The organism is Haloferax prahovense DSM 18310 (assembly GCF_000336815.1).
Classification (GTDB): Archaea; Halobacteriota; Halobacteria; order Halobacteriales; family Haloferacaceae; genus Haloferax; species Haloferax prahovense.
In genome coordinates this window covers 1-15,346 of sequence record NZ_AOLG01000048.1, presented here as the reverse complement: position 1 = coordinate 15,346, position 15,346 = coordinate 1, and the positions used below count along the sequence as shown (strand labels likewise).

General features: G+C 67.8%; 16 protein-coding genes. 8 read left to right on the top strand and 8 right to left on the bottom strand.

Annotated features, from left to right (window positions below; translation table 11 throughout):
* The first annotated feature begins 87 nt into the window (after positions 1–87).
* Positions 88–840 (top strand): SDR family oxidoreductase, encoded by a 753-nt coding sequence (locus tag C457_RS14190; RefSeq protein WP_008095661.1) that lies wholly within the window; start codon positions 88–90, stop codon positions 838–840.
* A gap of 18 nt (positions 841–858) precedes the next feature.
* Here C457_RS14190 and C457_RS14185 read toward each other — a convergent pair whose 3' ends face one another.
* Positions 859–1,680: an NAD(+)/NADH kinase gene (locus tag C457_RS14185; protein WP_008095656.1), complete on the bottom strand. Its 822-nt coding sequence runs from the start codon at positions 1,678–1,680 to the stop codon at positions 859–861.
* 174 nt (positions 1,681–1,854) lie between these two features.
* On the opposite strand from C457_RS14185, the gene C457_RS14180 reads away from it, so the two are divergent.
* Positions 1,855–2,976: a KaiC domain-containing protein gene (locus C457_RS14180; RefSeq protein ID WP_008095653.1), complete on the top strand. Its 1,122-nt coding sequence runs from the start codon at positions 1,855–1,857 to the stop codon at positions 2,974–2,976.
* Positions 2,977–3,070: 94 nt separating this feature from the next.
* Here C457_RS14180 and C457_RS14175 read toward each other — a convergent pair whose 3' ends face one another.
* From C457_RS14175 to C457_RS14165, 3 genes are all read right to left on the bottom strand, one after another.
* A complete protein-coding gene (locus C457_RS14175) occupies positions 3,071–3,742 on the bottom strand; it encodes a nitroreductase family protein (RefSeq protein WP_008095651.1) in 672 nt (223 codons plus the stop codon).
* 161 nt (positions 3,743–3,903) lie between these two features.
* Entirely contained in the window at positions 3,904–4,338 is a 435-nt protein-coding gene (locus C457_RS14170; RefSeq protein WP_008095648.1) for a universal stress protein, read from the bottom strand.
* A 105-nt stretch (positions 4,339–4,443) separates the two neighbouring features.
* Positions 4,444–6,405: an ATP-binding protein gene (locus tag C457_RS14165; protein WP_049913610.1), complete on the bottom strand. Its 1,962-nt coding sequence runs from the start codon at positions 6,403–6,405 to the stop codon at positions 4,444–4,446.
* A 134-nt stretch (positions 6,406–6,539) separates the two neighbouring features.
* Between C457_RS14165 and C457_RS14160 the strand changes: the two genes are divergently transcribed.
* Positions 6,540–6,953 carry a DUF7113 family protein gene (locus C457_RS14160; protein WP_008095645.1) on the top strand — a complete coding sequence of 138 codons (414 nt, stop codon included), beginning with the start codon at positions 6,540–6,542 and terminating at the stop codon, positions 6,951–6,953.
* Between the two features lie 42 nt (positions 6,954–6,995).
* Here the strand turns inward: C457_RS14160 and C457_RS14155 are convergent, their stop codons facing one another.
* Complete coding sequence (locus C457_RS14155; protein ID WP_008095643.1) at positions 6,996–8,270, bottom strand: DNA double-strand break repair nuclease NurA; 1,275 nt, start codon at positions 8,268–8,270, stop codon at positions 6,996–6,998.
* Positions 8,271–8,420: 150 nt separating this feature from the next.
* On the opposite strand from C457_RS14155, the gene C457_RS14150 reads away from it, so the two are divergent.
* Positions 8,421–9,080, top strand: coding sequence for an HAD family hydrolase (locus tag C457_RS14150; RefSeq protein WP_004975368.1), 660 nt, complete (start codon positions 8,421–8,423; stop codon positions 9,078–9,080).
* A 23-nt stretch (positions 9,081–9,103) separates the two neighbouring features.
* On the opposite strand, the gene C457_RS14145 is transcribed toward C457_RS14150, so the two are convergent.
* Together C457_RS14145 and C457_RS14140 are read right to left on the bottom strand one after the other, a co-directional pair.
* On the bottom strand, positions 9,104–9,499 hold the full coding sequence (locus C457_RS14145) for a hypothetical protein (RefSeq protein ID WP_008095642.1): 396 nt from the start codon (positions 9,497–9,499) through the stop codon (positions 9,104–9,106).
* 80 nt (positions 9,500–9,579) lie between these two features.
* Positions 9,580–10,026: a DUF2240 family protein gene (locus C457_RS14140; RefSeq protein ID WP_004975365.1), complete on the bottom strand. Its 447-nt coding sequence runs from the start codon at positions 10,024–10,026 to the stop codon at positions 9,580–9,582.
* 129 nt (positions 10,027–10,155) lie between these two features.
* Between C457_RS14140 and C457_RS14135 the strand changes: the two genes are divergently transcribed.
* A complete protein-coding gene (locus tag C457_RS14135) occupies positions 10,156–10,533 on the top strand; it encodes a 30S ribosomal protein S8e (RefSeq protein ID WP_008095639.1) in 378 nt (125 codons plus the stop codon).
* A 153-nt stretch (positions 10,534–10,686) separates the two neighbouring features.
* Here the strand turns inward: C457_RS14135 and C457_RS14130 are convergent, their stop codons facing one another.
* Entirely contained in the window at positions 10,687–11,688 is a 1,002-nt protein-coding gene (locus tag C457_RS14130) for a phosphate uptake regulator PhoU (protein ID WP_008095637.1), read from the bottom strand.
* A gap of 346 nt (positions 11,689–12,034) precedes the next feature.
* On the opposite strand from C457_RS14130, the gene C457_RS14125 reads away from it, so the two are divergent.
* The 3 genes from C457_RS14125 to C457_RS14115 all read left to right on the top strand — a co-directional run.
* Positions 12,035–13,072 carry a PstS family phosphate ABC transporter substrate-binding protein gene (locus C457_RS14125; protein WP_008095635.1) on the top strand — a complete coding sequence of 346 codons (1,038 nt, stop codon included), beginning with the start codon at positions 12,035–12,037 and terminating at the stop codon, positions 13,070–13,072.
* A 63-nt stretch (positions 13,073–13,135) separates the two neighbouring features.
* Complete coding sequence (gene pstC / locus C457_RS14120; protein ID WP_008095634.1) at positions 13,136–14,095, top strand: phosphate ABC transporter permease subunit PstC; 960 nt, start codon at positions 13,136–13,138, stop codon at positions 14,093–14,095.
* Position 14,096: 1 nt separating this feature from the next.
* A partial coding sequence (locus tag C457_RS14115; RefSeq protein WP_008095633.1) for a hypothetical protein occupies positions 14,097–15,346 on the top strand: 1,250 nt, incomplete at its 3' end.

Sequence of the window (15,346 nt, the reverse complement as noted above, 5' to 3'; positions counted from 1 at the left end):
TCTTCTCTCCTCGGGCCGGCGACCGCCGCCACCCCGGACTTTTGACGCGTTCCCGAAGGTTATTGAGCCCCGCACCCATGCGCGGGTATGGCACGCAATCGCGGTCGCGTCCTCCTCGCCGGTGCGACGGGTCGGACGGGCCGACACGTCCTCGACGCGTTGGCGGACACTCCCCTCGTCGTCAGGGCGCTGACCCGCGACGCCGACGCCGAATCCGACCTCCGAGCGCGCGGCGCGGACGAGGTCGTCGTCGGCGACCTCCTCGACCCCGACGACGCCCGGCGGGCGGTCCTCGACGCCGACGCCGTCGTCTCCGCGGTCGGCGTCTCGGCGGGACTCGACGCAATCCGCGGCGACCTCGTCGACGGCGCGGGCGTCGAGAACCTCGTGGACGCCGCGACCGCCTCCGGCGCGCAGCGGTTCGTTCTCGTGTCTTCTATCGGTGTCGGCGACTCGAAGGGCGGACTCCCGCTGTCGCTCCGCGCGATTCTCACCGCGTCGGGCGTCCTCTCGGCGAAGGAACGAAGCGAGACGCGGCTTCGAGACGCGCCGCTCGACCACACGATTATCAGGCCCGGCGCGCTCACCGACGCCCCCGCGACCGCCGACGTGGTCGTCGGCGAGGGCGGCGACTCGGTCTGCGGGAGCGTCCCGCGCGCGGACGTGGCGAACGTCCTCGCGCACTCGCTTTTCACCCGCGAGACCGAAAACCGGACGTTCGAGGTCGTCTCCCGGCCAGGGCTCCGCGGCCGGCCGGATAACGTGGTCGACATCGACTGGACGCCGCTCCCCCGCGCCGAGGCGTCGGGCGACGAGGGCGAACGAGAACTCGCGGAGTAGCCGACCGCGGCGGCGCGCTCAGTCGAGTTTTCCGAGCGCTTCGAAGAAGTCGGAGGTCGGACCGGCGAGTCGAACCGGCGAGTCGGACCGCTCGATACGTATCTCCGTCGGCGGCGACACCGTTCGCCGGGTCCGCCCGTCGCCGACGACGACCGCCGACGCCGCGTCGGTGACGCTGACGGTCACGGCCGCGTCCAGCGGGACGACGAGTGGCGGCATCCCCTCGTCGGCCGCCATCTCGGTGACGACGAGCCCCTCGACGCCGGGGTGGACGAGCGGGCCGCCCTCGCTGAGGTTGTAGGCGGAGCTCCCCGCGGGCGTCGTGACGAGCACGCCGTCGGCGTGGCCGCCGGAGTACACGGAGCCGTTCACGCGGACTTCCAAGTCCGCGCCGCCGCCGTGCCCCCGGCGCGGGCCGTGGACGACGACCTCGTTCATCGACGGGTCCATCTCCCAGCCGTCACCGCTGGCGACGATTCGGGGGACCTCCCGAATCGACTGGCTCCCCTCGCGGAACGCGGCGACCTCGGCCAACACCTCGTCGATGGCGTCGTCGGGCGAGACCGCGTTCAGGAAGCCGACCTCGCCGAGGTTGACGCCGAGGATGGGGACGCCGTCGGCACCGCGGGCGGCGTAGAGAAACGTTCCGTCGCCGCCGATGCTCACCACGAGGTCGCAGTCGTCGAGCGACTCGACGGGGGCGCCCTCGACGCCCAACTCCTCGGCGGTCGCCGCGTCGACGACCGCCTCGGCGTCGACCTCGGCGAGCGCCTCGCTCGCGTCCGCCGCGAGGTACGCGGCCCGGCTGTTGCCCTTCTGTGCGACGATGCCGACCTTCATGCCCCGCGGTTTGGCGTCCCCCGGCAAAAGCCCACCGTCACGTCGCCCGGCCCCGTCTCCGCTCGACGCCGCGCGGTAGCTCCGCGCACGGGAAACGTTCATCACGACGCCTGCCTACCTTGAGGTGATGGCAGGCACGGACGCCGGCCGCGCTGTCGTTCGGTGGTGGCTCCCGTGAGTGACGACGACTGGTTCGAGCGGGCACTCCGCGAGGGCGCCGACGGTGAGACCGACGCAGACGACGCGGACCCGGACGAACGCGAGCAGCGCGACGACGGTGAGACCGACGGGTCTCCCGAGAGCGATGCGGTCGCGGACCCCGCGTACGAGCCGTCGGAAGACAGCCCCGAGAGCGGGGCCGGCGGCGTCGGAGAGCCTCTGTCGTTCGATGACCGCGCCCCCTTCGACGGTGACGACGACCGCTTCGACGGCGATGACGACCCGTTTTCGACCGACTTCGCCACGGCGTTCGAGAACGCGCCGATGCCCGACGCGGGCGGCGGCCTCGGCGGCGCGCAGTCCGACGACGAGTTCGGATTCGGCCCGGATCCGGGGGAGTCGGAGCCGCCGGCGTTCGACGACGAGGAACTCGATTCCGACATCGACCGCATCGACATCGGCATCGAAGGCCTCGACGACATGATTCTCGGCGGCGTCCCGGAGCGGTCGCTCATGGTCACTATCGGGAGCGCCGGGACCGGCAAGACGACGTTCGGCCTGCAGTTCCTCCGGAAGGCGCTCGAAGACGGCGACAGCGGCGTCTACATCACGCTCGAAGAGAGTCGCGAGCGCATCCTCGACACCGCCGACGAGAAGGGGTGGGAGTTCTCGAAACACGAGGCCGAGGGCCGACTGGCCGTCGTGGACCTCGACCCCGTGGAGATGGCGAACAGCCTGTCGAGCATCCGAAACGACCTCCCGCGGCTGGTCGAGGAGTTCGGTGCCGACCGGCTCGTCCTCGACTCCGTCTCGCTTTTGGAGATGATGTACGACCACCCCTCGAAGCGCCGCAGCGAGGTGTTCAACTTCACGCGGTCGCTGAAGGACGCGGGCGTGACGACGATGCTCACCTCCGAGGCGGACCAGTCCAACCCCTACGTCTCCAGACACGGTATCGTCGAGTACCTCTCTGACGCCGTGTTCGTTCTCCAGTACGTCCGAAACGACGACTTCCGCGAGACGCGGCTCGCAATCGAGATTCAGAAGATACGCGATGCCAACCACTCCCGCGAGACCAAGCCCTACGAACTCACGAACGAGGGTATCAGCGTCTACCAGCAGGCGAATATTTTCTGAGCCTGCGTTTCGCCTCTCGGCTCACGGAGGTTCTGTGCACGACCGTACGGGTTCCCGTGAGAGGGCTAAGCGCGACCCCCCTGTTGCAGCCGCCTCAGTCGTCGGCGGGCGCCGGTTCGGCGGACTGTTCGGACTCGAAGCGCTCGAAGTGGACGACCTCGTCGACTGGGCGGCGGTACTTGCGTTCCGCCCGCAGCTCGTCGGCGTCGTCGACGGGGATGCCCATCGTGAGAAGCATCACGGGCTCGTACCGCTCGCCGTCGATGTCGAACGCGTCGAGGACGGCGTCAGCGTCGAACCCGCCGATGGGGCAGGTGGCCACGCCCTCGTCCCACGCGGCGTACATGAGCGACATGGCGACCAGCGACGTCGAGCGGACGGTCCAGACGCGGCGCTCCTGTTCGGGGAGGTCCGCCATGTCGGCGATGTTTTCGAGGATACCGTCGCGGACCTCCTCGCTCGGCAGGTAGCCCTTCTCCAGCATGTCGTCGGTGACGGTCTCGGCGTGGGCCTCGGGGTCCTTGTTACCGAGCACGATGACCGACGCGGCGGCACCGGTGACGTGTTCTTGGTCGTACGCCGCCTCGCGGAGCGTCTGCTGTGTCTCGTCTTCGCGCAGTACGACGAACTCCCACGGTTGGAGGTTGTAGCTCGACGGGGCCTGTACGGCGTTTTCGAATATCGTCCGGAGAGTCTCGTCGTCGAGCGACTCGTCGGCGTACTCGTGGACTGAACGGCGAGTCGTTACGACCTCTGTGAATTCCATTGATGCCCGCCAAGGGCGGCACCAAAATAGGGCGTTGCAATCCGGTCGAACCGGCCGATTCCGGTGTGCTCGCAGTACTCGTATCAGCACGCTACTGGGTGACGCCCGTGTCACCGCGAGGTCGGAGACACGGTTCTGTGGTGCCGTCCGCTCGCCGCGACTCACCTGACGATAGTCACCGGCACCGGCGACCGCCGGAGGACCTCCTCGGCGACGCTTCCGAGCAGGATGCGCGAGACGCCGGTTCGGCCGTGGCTCCCCATCACGACGTGGTCGTAGCCGGCGTCGTCGCCGTCCAGAACCTCGACGATGACTTTCTGCGGGCTGCCGACCTCGATGCGGTCGGTGACCGACCTGTCGGTGTCGACGAGCCCCACCTCGGCTTTCACCTCGGCGAACGTCTCTCTCGACTTTCGTTTCTCCGCTTGAAACCACTCTTCGGAGCCGCTGAGTGCCCGCTCACGATAGTCGGCGTCGGCGGGGTTGATGACATTCAAAAGCGTGAGTTCCGCGTCGGGCCACTCCGTGGCAGCGAAACGGACCGCGGCGACTGACTGCGGCGACCCGTCGGTCGGAACGAGCACGTGTTCGGCCATGTCGCGGCCTACTCGGCCGCGGGCTAAAAATCCGCCCGGCGGGCGCGGGCCGGGACAACCGCGACTCGGTCGTCTGCGACGGACGGCGCGGGACGTTCCGGGTGCTCAGTCGCCGTGTCGCGTCACGCAGGTCGAAAGCCCCGTCAGCTCGACGGGCTCGGAGTTATCGGGCGAGTAGACGACCATCTGCCCTTTCTCCATGTACGGCACCTTGTCTTCGAGGTTCGGCGGGATGTTGACGCTCTTGATGGCGTCCTCGTCACCGAGGTTGAGCACGACCTTCGTGTTCACCTGCTTGAACACCGGGTCGGCGATGTCCTGTGGGTCCTGCGTGATGAGAAACAGGCCGAGTCGCTCCTTTCGGCCCTGCTTGGCCGCCTCGGTGAACTTCTGGATGACCTTCCGCGCCTGTACGGTGTCGGCGTCGGTGAGGAAGTTGTGCGCCTCGTCCATCCCGAGGACGACCGGCGTCTCCTTGATGCGGTCGCTCGACGGGTCGTTCGAGAGTTTGTCGTCGATGAGCAGCGCCGACACCGCGAGGACGAACAGCTCCTTCGCCCGACTCGACGAGAGGTGGTAGGTCGGCACGACCGTCAGCCCGCCGGGGCGGACGAGTTCGTGGTCGAGTTCGGTTATGGGCCGGGCGTCCTGGTCGAAGACCCCGCTCGGCACGCCGCGGACCCGGCGTTTCACCGCGTCGAAGGTGGCCTCGTGGACTCGCCCCGACTCGTGGAGTTCCTCTTTCAGCGCCGGGTCGTCGAGGAACTGGAGGAACTGCTTGTACGTCCCCGAATCGCCGTAGTTCCGGAAGAAGCGGTTCAGGAGTTCGGTGAGCGCCGGGTACTGGTTGTCGTTGAGGCTGCTGCCGGCGACGAGCCACGGGAGGTCCCGCGCCATCGAGAAGGGGATGGTGAACTCCAACTGCTCGGCGCGGTGGTTCGCGCCGGGGTACGACGACCCGGCCATCTTGGGGACGAGCGCGAGGGTGTCGTCGTGGCCGCCGTGGGCGACGCCCTCGCGCTCGTAGCGCCGGGCCGTCTCGTCGTCCATGTCTGGGTTGTCGTCGTGCATCTGGGCGTACTCGTCCTGCGGGTCGAACTGGACGACCGCGGTCTGGACCTGACGGCCGTCGTCCATCTCGTAGCTCCGTTCAGCCGAGAGGTACTGCCGCAGGATGTTCTTCGAGGCGTGGGTCTTCCCCGACCCGGTGCCGCCGGCGACCAGCGTGTGGCGGAACACGAGCGGGTCGCCGTCGGTGTAGTCGTCGTTCAGGCGGTAGTCGATGGTCGGCGGTCGGGCCGCGGTTCGGACCTTCTCGCCGCCGACGGAGAGGTGGCCGAGGAAGACGCCCTCCTCGGGAATCTTCAGGCCGGTCTTAATCTGGGTCGCGTCGGTGGCCTCGCCGACCGTCGCCTGCGGTTTCGGTACGCGGTCGACCATCCGCCGTTTGAGGTCGCCGCGGTCCGAAAAGAGGACGGCGATGGGTTCGAGTTCGGCCATGAACTTGAAATCGCGCTCCTCGAACTCGTCGGCGGGGCGGCGCATCGCCCGGCGGGCGTGAATCTCGGTCGCGTCGTCGGCCTGGAACTCCTGGGCGTACTCCAAGCCGACGATGCGACAGAACAGCAGTTCGTCGTCGGGATAGGGGACGACGAGGTACTTCCCGAGGCGGACGCGCTCGCGGTTCCCCGCGGTCACGAACGCCCGGAGCGCCGTCCGCTCGGGGTCCTCCGACACGCGCAGGCCCTGCGAGACCGCAATCGCGCCGACGCCCCGCTCGTCGCCGACGGGGTTGGCGTCGTAGTCGTCGAACTGCAGGTCGTCGGCCTCGTCGGTCACGCCGCCCATGTCAGTCGAGCCGGCGTCGTCGCGCTCGCCGGAGTCGGTTTCGACGCCATCACCGCCGGCGGCGCTCGCGGCGGCCGCAGTTTCGGCTCCCGCGGCGGCCTCGGAACGCTCCGAGCGCCCGTTTCCGGCGGCGTCAGCGGCCGGCCTGTCTCGGTCCGCGTCGGACGAGTCGTCGGGGTCGTCGCCGGCGAAGTCGCTGAAGTCCCCCAAATCGGTCATGTTCCAACGCTTGCGGGCGGCGAGTAAAAAGCCACGCGTCGGCGACGGCGCGCGGTTCCCCTGTCGAACGGTCCCGGATGACGCGCTCTCGGGCGTCGCGTACGACTTTTCCGTGTCGCGCACCTAGCCCGGCTATGTTATTGGTCCGCGGTCACGGCGGCGGCACGGCACTCACCGGTACGATATTCGAACGGGGGGAGCAAGCGCCGACCTACCGCGGCGCGCCGGACGAGGACGCGCCCTACGTCTGGGTCTGCGACGAGTTCTACGAGGTCGAAAGCGGCGGGTCGGAGACCGAAATCGACGGCCGGACGATTCGGGTCGCCTTCGACACGCCGCTCCCCCGCGGCTTCGACACCCGCGAGCAGGCGCTGTCGGCCGCGAAAGAACACGTCAAGACGCAGTTCGCGCGGGTCGGCGTCTCGGCCGACGACGTACGAGTCGAGGTCGTCAGGCCCGAAGAGGAAGGGACGCCGGAGGACGAACAGCCGGACGCGGCGGACCGCTCCGCCGACGAAGGCTCTCCCGAGGGCGACGCGTCGCTCTGAGGGCGGTCGACCGCCGAGGCGCGCTCCTCGGTCGCGCTACTCTTACTCGTCGGCGTCGACCCAGCGGATATTGTCGTAGCTCTTCATCTGGTCAGAGTCGAGTTTCTCCGAGAGCTTTCGTCTGAGCGCGGCCTTCTCGCCGACGCTCACCCGCGCGAGTTCGTCGGCCTTCTCGACCGCCAGCGGCGGCCCGCGCGTGGCGGCCACGTCGCGGACGACGTGGTGCATCAGGTCGGCGCGGCGCTCGGAGTCCTTCGTGAACGCGTAGGGCGCTTCGACCCGGTAGCACACGTCGGTTCGGGGGTCGTACAGCACGAAGAACGTCACCGTGTACGCCTCGGGGTCGAGCGTTCGCTCGATGCCGAACGCCTCGCCCTCGGCGCTCAGTTGGCGGTCCGAGCCGCCGCGCGAGACGAACCAACTCGTGAACGTGAGCTCCTCGGTGCGGCGCTCGTCGCCGTCGGGGCCCTCCCGGCGTTCGAGCAGGTTGACGAAGAAGGCGGCGTCGTCGACCCACGGCCGCCTGCCGGCGTCGTTCCCGTCGAGCTGTTTTCTGACCGTGCGGACGACGTGTTTCGCGCCGGGATTCTTCACGAAGCCGGCGAGGGGCACGTCCCGCTCGACGAAGCGCTCGACGAGTCGGATGTAGTTCTCGACGACGGCCTTCGGCTTCGCGTCGCGCGCGAGGTCCTTCAGTTCGGCGTCGCGGTCGCGCCAGTTCAGGAGTTCCTTCGGGTACACCGGTCCGTCGAGGATGAGCAGGTCGGAGACGGCGTCGGCGTGTTCGAGCGCGTGGGCGCTCTCGGCGAGGTAGAGCGCGAGCGCGTGGACGACGCCCTCGGCGTAGCGGTTGACCCGCGGGACGCTCAGCACGCGCCGGCGGCCGTAGCCCTCGTCGGACCGGAGCCACTCGTCGGTGTCGAAAAACTGGACCGGGTCGTGGGTGTGCGCCGCCATGACGATAGAGCGGTGTCGGTGGAGGTCGAGGTCCGACGGCTCGGCGGCCATCGCGGCGTGGGCCACGTCGAGGACGAGCCCGTTTTTGAACGTCGTCGGGTTGATGGTCCCCGAGTCGAGGCCGTGGACGGTCGGAAACGGCGACTCCGTGAGCGCGACGTCGTCGATGGCGGCGGCGTGGAGGCGCTGTTCCCCGAGCGGTTCGACGATGGGAAGTCCCCCATCGGGCGATTCGAGGGGGTCGAGCCACGATTCCCAGACCGTCCGCGCGAGGTCGTCGTAGTCGGCGTCGTCGACCGAGTCCGCGATGGAACTCGCCATGGACGCGATGTCGTCCACGTGGACGGGGTCGAGGGTCATATCTCGGCGTCGTCGCCGACGGGTATAGTGGTTGTCGTCGCCGGTGAGGCGTCGTCCGGACTGGCCCGCGGCGAGCCGACGCGCGACGGGTCGCCCCCTCGACAGGTCCCGGCACGCTCATATCGCTCCGTTGCCAACGCTTCGCCGAGAATGTCTGTCAGCGCGGTCGGGTTCGACCTCGACTACACACTCGCGGTTCCGACGCGGGACCGCGAGACGATTCTCTCGGAGGCGGCGGCGGCGGCGGGCGCGCCCCCGTTGACCCGAGAGGCGTATCTCCGGGCACACCAAGAGAACCTCACGCGCGAGACCCGCGCGCCCATCTTCGAGACCCTCCTCGACGAGCACGACTCCACCGTCGACCCGGAGCACGTCGCAACGGCGTACAGAGAGCGAATCACCGACGCGGTCGTCCCCGTCGAGGGCGTCGAGGCGATGCTCGCCGGCCTGCGGACGACCTACCGCGTCGGCCTCCTCACCAACGGGCCGGTCGTGGCCCAAGAGGCGAAAATCGACAAACTCGGTTGGCGCGACCACTTCGACACGGCGCTCGTGACGGGCGCGCTCCCCGCCGGAAAGCCGGACCGGCGGGCGTTCGATGCCCTGCTCGACGAGCTCGGAACCGAGCCCGAAGAGACCGTCTACGTCGGCGACAGCGTCCACCACGACATCGCCGGCGCGCACGACGCAGGGCTGCTCCCGGTGCAGGTGCTCGGCGAAGGCTGTGACGACCCCGACCCGCGGGCGGTCGCACACATCCACCACGACGACCTGCCGACGGCGCTTCCGGAACTCGTCGCGGACCTCTGAGTCGGTCGCGCGGCGGGCGGATTTTATTGGTCTCGGCCCTCGGCTTCGAGCGCCGCGACCAGCGCGCGGAACGCCGGGAGCGTCCACTTCACCTGCGCGCCGTCCTCGACGAACACGAGCGTCCGCGGCGGGCGGACCGCCTTCGGGCGGACGCGAAGCCCCTCCTCGGAGGCGGCCTCGGCGGTCACGTCGGGGTGGGCGAGGAACTCGACGCGGGCGCGGTCGGGCTGGACGTACACCTCGGCGACGCGCTCGTCGCCGGCGGCGACCGCGTAGGCGAGCGCGCCGTCGTCGGTCGGTTCCACGTCGGGGTCGGCGTCGACGACGGAGAGAACGGAAAAGGCGTCTTCGTGGCCCGTTACCTCCGAGGCGAGCAGTTGGGCGATGCGTGTCCCGTCGGAGAGCGAATCGACGACCATGCCGGCCGTTCGCGCCCGGACGGTTTCGGGGTGTCGCTTCGCTGGCGGGCGGAGGGGCGAAGCGAAAAGACGGGAGGACGCTACTCGGCCAGCGACCGCTTTGCTTTCTCGGCCGCGTCGTCCACGTTCACCTCGTTTGCGCGTGCGAAGAGGACCGCGGCGGCCTCGGCGGTGACGCCGAGGCGGGACTGTCGCTCGTTGATGCCGGCGACGGCGGCCTGTTTTTCGATGCCGGCGGCGACGCAGGCGTCGAGAATCTGCTCGAACGCCGACTGCTCGCGGAGGACGGAGGCGTCGGGTTCGAACTCCTCGGGTATCCGTACCTCGGCGGGGTCGAACGTCGCGACGACCTCGCCGTCGTCGCGCTCGACGAGGCCGCGGCCCGCGGCGAGGTCGATGAGGCGCTTCGCCTGGTCCGGGGAGAACCAGTCGCGGTCGAGCGACAGGGCGACGACGAACTCGCCCTCGCCGAGGCGGGTCGAGCCGTGTTGCCGGAAGGGGACGGCGACGGTGACGTCGAGACTCATCGGTTCGACGGCGGGCGCGGGCGAACTAAACGGTTTGCGTTGCCATCGCGCCCGAGAGACGTGGTGTCACCCGTCTCCGCCGAGCACCGATTCGAGCGATTCAAGTAGTCACCGAGGTTTTTACCCCGTATGAAGGACCAAGGACGCTCCAAGCGGAAGCGGACCGGCGGTCGGCGCAAGCCGTCCCGAAACAAGAAGCGCTACCAGCTGGGCCGCGAACCCGCCGCCACGACGGTCGGCGAGCCCCGGTTCCAGATCATCGACTCCCGCGGTAACAACGAGAAGGTCCGCGCCCTCTCGACGAACGTCGCGCAGGTCGCCGACGGCTCCGACGTGACGCAGGCCGACATCGAAGGCGTCTTCGACAACCCGTCGAACGTCAACTACGCCCGCCGGAACATCATCACGAAGGGCTCCATCATCGACACGAGCGCCGGCCGCGCCCGCGTCACCTCCCGCCCCGGTCAGGACGGGCAGGTCAACGCCGTCGTCGTCGACGAAGAGTAAGTCTCTCTCCCCGCGTCGTCGTTTCGGCGCGGCTCGACTGTTTTACCCCGTGAGCCCCGCGGCCGTCGCTCGCGGGCGTGGTTCGGTCGAAGTCGAATCCGGAACAAGAAGTGAGCGATAAAAGCGGCGTCGCGGCTGGCCGCTCGTGGCCGGTCAGGGCGTCGGCGCGGCCTTCTGAAGCGCCGTCTCGGCGATGTTACCACCGTAGTCGGCGCTCCGGGAGACGGAGTCGACGATGAGGCCGAGCAGTTGCGCGCGGGCCGGGTCGAGGCCGCGGAGGAGTTCGTCGATGCCGCGGGCGCTCGCGTCGATGGCCTGGACGGCCTCGCGGGACTCGTTGGCGAGGCGGCTCGCCTCGTCGCTCTCCTCGGCGAACAGCGCGTCCATACCGCCGTTGACGACGGCCTTCGTCTCCTCGAACAGTTCCTGAATCGCCTCGACGATTTCGCCGTCGACGGGCTCTTCGAAGTTCAATGAGAGGTGGGCGATTTTGGTCGCGTGGTCGCCGATGCGCTCCAGTTGCCGGGCGGCGGACTGGTAGTCGAAGCAGATTTCGCGGGGCAGGCCGAGTTCTTCTGCGGCCTTCGGAGTCCGGAGCGTCGCCCGGAAGATTCGGGAGACGACCATCCAGAGGCGGTCGACGTCGTCGTCGCGCTGGATGACGTCGCGGGCCATGTCGTCGTCCTGCTCGGCGATGGCCGCGATGGCGTCTTCGAGCATCGAAAGCGAGATGAGCCGCATCCGAGTGACCGCGTTGTGGATGGAGAGCTCGGAGGAGTCGAGCAGGTCGCGGATGACGACCCGGTCGCGCGTCTCTTCGAGCACTTCGAGGCCGACGAGGCTCTGGGTCGCCTCGCGGATGGTCCGGCGTTGGTCGGTCGTGATGCGCGAACTCTCCAGCGCGATGATGTCGAACCCGCTTACGTACATCGTCATGACGGCGCGGGTGAGTTCGTCTCCTTCGAGGGTCGCGATGTCGAGGGTGCCCTCGGTGCGTTCTTCCTCCGAGCGAGGGGTCAAGAACAGCGAGTCCCCCTCCGGGTAGAACTCGACTTCGCTCCCCGCCGAGACGCCGTTGTCCGTCGCCCAATCTTTGGGAATCGAGACGGTATAGGTGGAACCGCCCGTCACCTGCACCTTTCGGGTTTCGACCATGTCCGTGGGTGGTTCTCAATACACAATAAAACTGTCTATCTCTATATATCGGTGGCGCATTTTATGTGATGAGCGCTACCGAACGTGACCCGTGCCGATTCGAGCTCGAAACACCGCTCCCTCAGTAGTTGTTTTTGCGCCGCTCCCGCCGGCCCGCGTCCCCGTGTTTTCTGACACGTCGGCGAAAGTTCGCGCACGAGACGGCTACGAATGGAACAATCGGCTGCTTTCGTCGATTACGCCCCGTTCTTGTCACACGTTATCAATCGTTGTGGACATACCGGAACGTATCACTATATAGTTGTCATAGCAGGGTATTTACGCCAAAATCGGCTCGTCAAAATCGATGACGCGTAACTCGGACAGTGGTCTTTCGCGGCGTAAGTTCCTGATTGCCTCGGGCGCGGCCGGTCTCGCTGGACTCGCCGGGTGTACGGAGAACAACACCGACGGCGGTGGCTCCGGCGGCGACTCTGAGGGTGAGGACTCGTCGGGTGACGGGAGCAACGAGCTCTCGGGAACCATCGATATCGCCGGCTCCTCGACGGTGTTCCCGCTCGCGACCGCAATGAGCGAGCGCTTCCAGACCGAGCACTCCGAGGTCAATATCAACCTCCAGTCCACCGGCTCCGGTGGCGGCTTCGCGAACTACTTCTGTACGGGTCAGACCGACTTCAACAACGCCTCGCGCCCCATCAAGGGCGAAGAAGAGACGCAGTGTGAGGACAACGACGTGACCCCCGTCGAACTCAAAGTCGCCACCGACGCGCTGACGGTCATCGTCAACAACGACAACGACTTCCTCGGCGACGGACTCACCGTCGAACAGCTCCGGACCATCTTCTCGGCCGAGTCGACCCCGACGACGTGGTCCGACGTGAACTCCGAGTGGCCCGACGAGGAGATTCAGATTTACGGCCCCACCGACGCCTCCGGCACGTACGACTACTTCATCGAGGCCATCATCGGCGAGGAAGGACCGGGCCACCGACAGGACTACTCCGCGACCGAGCAGGACCGCACCATCATCCAGGGCGTCCAGGGCTCCGAGTACGCCATCGGCTACATGGGCTTCGCGTACTACAGCGAGAGCACCGACGCCGTGCAGGCCGTCCCCATCGAGAACGACGCCGGCGAGTTCGTCGAGCCGTCGCTCGACACGGCGCTGTCCGGCGAGTACAACCCGCTTTCCCGCCCGCTGTTTACCTACCCCGCCCGCGAGTCGCTCGCGGAGGACCACGTCGCGGAGTTCGCCCGCTACTGGATGGAGAACTCCACCAGCCGTGAAATCGTCGCCAACGAGGTCGGCTACGTCCCGCTCGGCGAAGACGAGCAACAGGAGATGCTCGACACGCTCAACGCGGCCATCGAGGAAGCCAACTAGCCGCTTCCCCGACAGAATCAGCTAACGAAGCGCTTTTTCATACACCACGATTCAATCCAACCAATGAGCACAGATGACCTCGAAACCGACCTCACGCGGAACACGGAGAACTCCCCGCGTGAGCTACTGACGCGGTCGTTCTTCTTCCTGTGCGCGGCGTTGTCCGTCGTGACGACCCTCAGTATCGTCGGGCTCCTCATCACGGAGGCGGCCAAGTTCTTCACGCTGACAGCCCCGCTGATGGGAGTAGCGGGAGAGACGGCGTCTATCGTCGACTTCCTCACCGGAACCACCTGGCAGATACACAGCCAAGAGTTCGGCGTGCTGGCGCTCGTGTCGGCGACCCTGATGGTCACCATCGGGTCGGCCGTCATCGCGCTCCCGCTCGGCGTCGCCACCGCCATCTACCTCAGCGAGTACGCGAGCGCACAGGCGCGCTCGATTCTCAAACCCGCGCTGGAAATCCTCGCCGGCGTCCCGACCGTCGTCTACGGCTTCTTCGCGCTCATCTACATCACGCCGGCACTGGAAGTCGTCTTCCCCGGCATCGGGACGTTCAACATGCTCTCTGCGAGCATCGTCGTCGGCATCATGATCATCCCGATGGTCGCCTCCATCAGCGAGGACGCGATGTCCGCCGTCCCCGACGAACTCCGACAGGCGGGCTACGGCATGGGCGCGACGAAGTTCGACGTGTCGACCGGCATCGTCGTCCCCGCCGCCCTCTCCGGTATCTTCTCTTCTTTCATCCTCGCGCTCTCGCGCGCCATCGGCGAGACGATGGCCGTCACCGTCGCTGCGGGCGCGCAGGCGAAGTTCCTCAACCCGCTCAACCCCGCGTCGTACCTCGAAGGCGCGCTGCCCATGACCGCTGCGATGGTCCAGCTTCTCACCGGTGACATCACCGGCGGCGGGCTGGCCTACCGCAGCCTGTTCGCCATCGGCCTCGTGCTCTTCGTCATCACACTCATCATGAACGTCATCAGCGACTACGTCTCGCGACGCTACCGGGAGGCATACTGAGATGTCGACCGACACCGAATCGAGTTACGCAGACGGGTTCGGACAGGTCAGCCGAACCACCGGAACCGTCTTCCGGTACCTGTTGTTGGGCGCGACGATGTTCGGCATCGTCACGCTCGCCATCCTCCTCATCTACGTCGCCAACGACGCGATTCGCCCGCTCACCGCCGACCTCGGCTGGCATCTCACCTTCTTCCTGACGCTCGTCGTCCCCACGGCGGTCGTCGGCGGCTCTCTCGCCCGCCGGAACGTCCCGGCGCTCAAGCTCGGCGGGATGGTCATCGGGATGCTCGGGGTGTTCCTGCTGTTCAGTGGCGGCGTCGCCATCGTCTTCGTCGACATCGTCCCGCCGCTGACCGGCCTGTCGTACGTCGTCGGCCTCCTCGTTCCGGCGGCGCTCACGGTCGTCCTGACCAAGTACGAACAGCAGATTCCCTTTACCCTCCGCGTCGCCGCGACCGGTGCCGCGTTTATTCTCTCGCTCGTCGGCGTGCCGGGGTACTTCCACAGCATCCCCGAAATCGTCCGTCAACTCCCCGTGGTCCCCGCCGACTGGATGATTCTGACGCTCGTCCTTGGCGGCGTGGCCGCGGTCGTCGTCGGTCAGTACGTCGCCCGCATCCGTGAGGACACCACCGCGGGCCTCGCCGCGGGCGCGTCCGCGCTCGTCCTGACCGGTCTCGCGGCCGTCGTCGGTCCGACGCTCGGCGTCGACGCCAACGCCGCCGCCGTCGTCACGTCGGTCGCGTTCGTCCCGACGCTGGCCTACGCCGGCGGCGCGGCGGTCACCCGCGAACAGGAGCGAATCGGCCTGCTGCTCGCGGGCGTCATCATCGGCGGGTCGCTCGTCGGCGCGGTCGCGGTCGACGCGCTCGGCTTCGCCGGCCCGCAGTCGTGGGTCGACTGGCAGTTCCTCACGAGCGCCCACAGCGGGACCGCGGAGAACGCCGGCCTCTACCCGGCCATCGGCGGCTCCATCCTGCTGATGGCGACGGTCGCCGCCCTCTCGTTCCCGCTCGGCGTCGGCGCGGCGGTGTACCTCGAGGAGTACGCCCCGGACAACGCCTTCACCCGATTCATCGACGTGAACATCTCGAACCTCGCCGGCGTCCCCTCGGTCGTCTACGGCCTGCTCGGACTCGGCGTGTTCGTCACCTACCTCGGCCAGCCGACGGGGACGGTCCTCATCGGCGGCGCGACGCTCGCGCTCCTCATCCTGCCCATCGTCATCATCTCCTCGCGCGAGGCGAT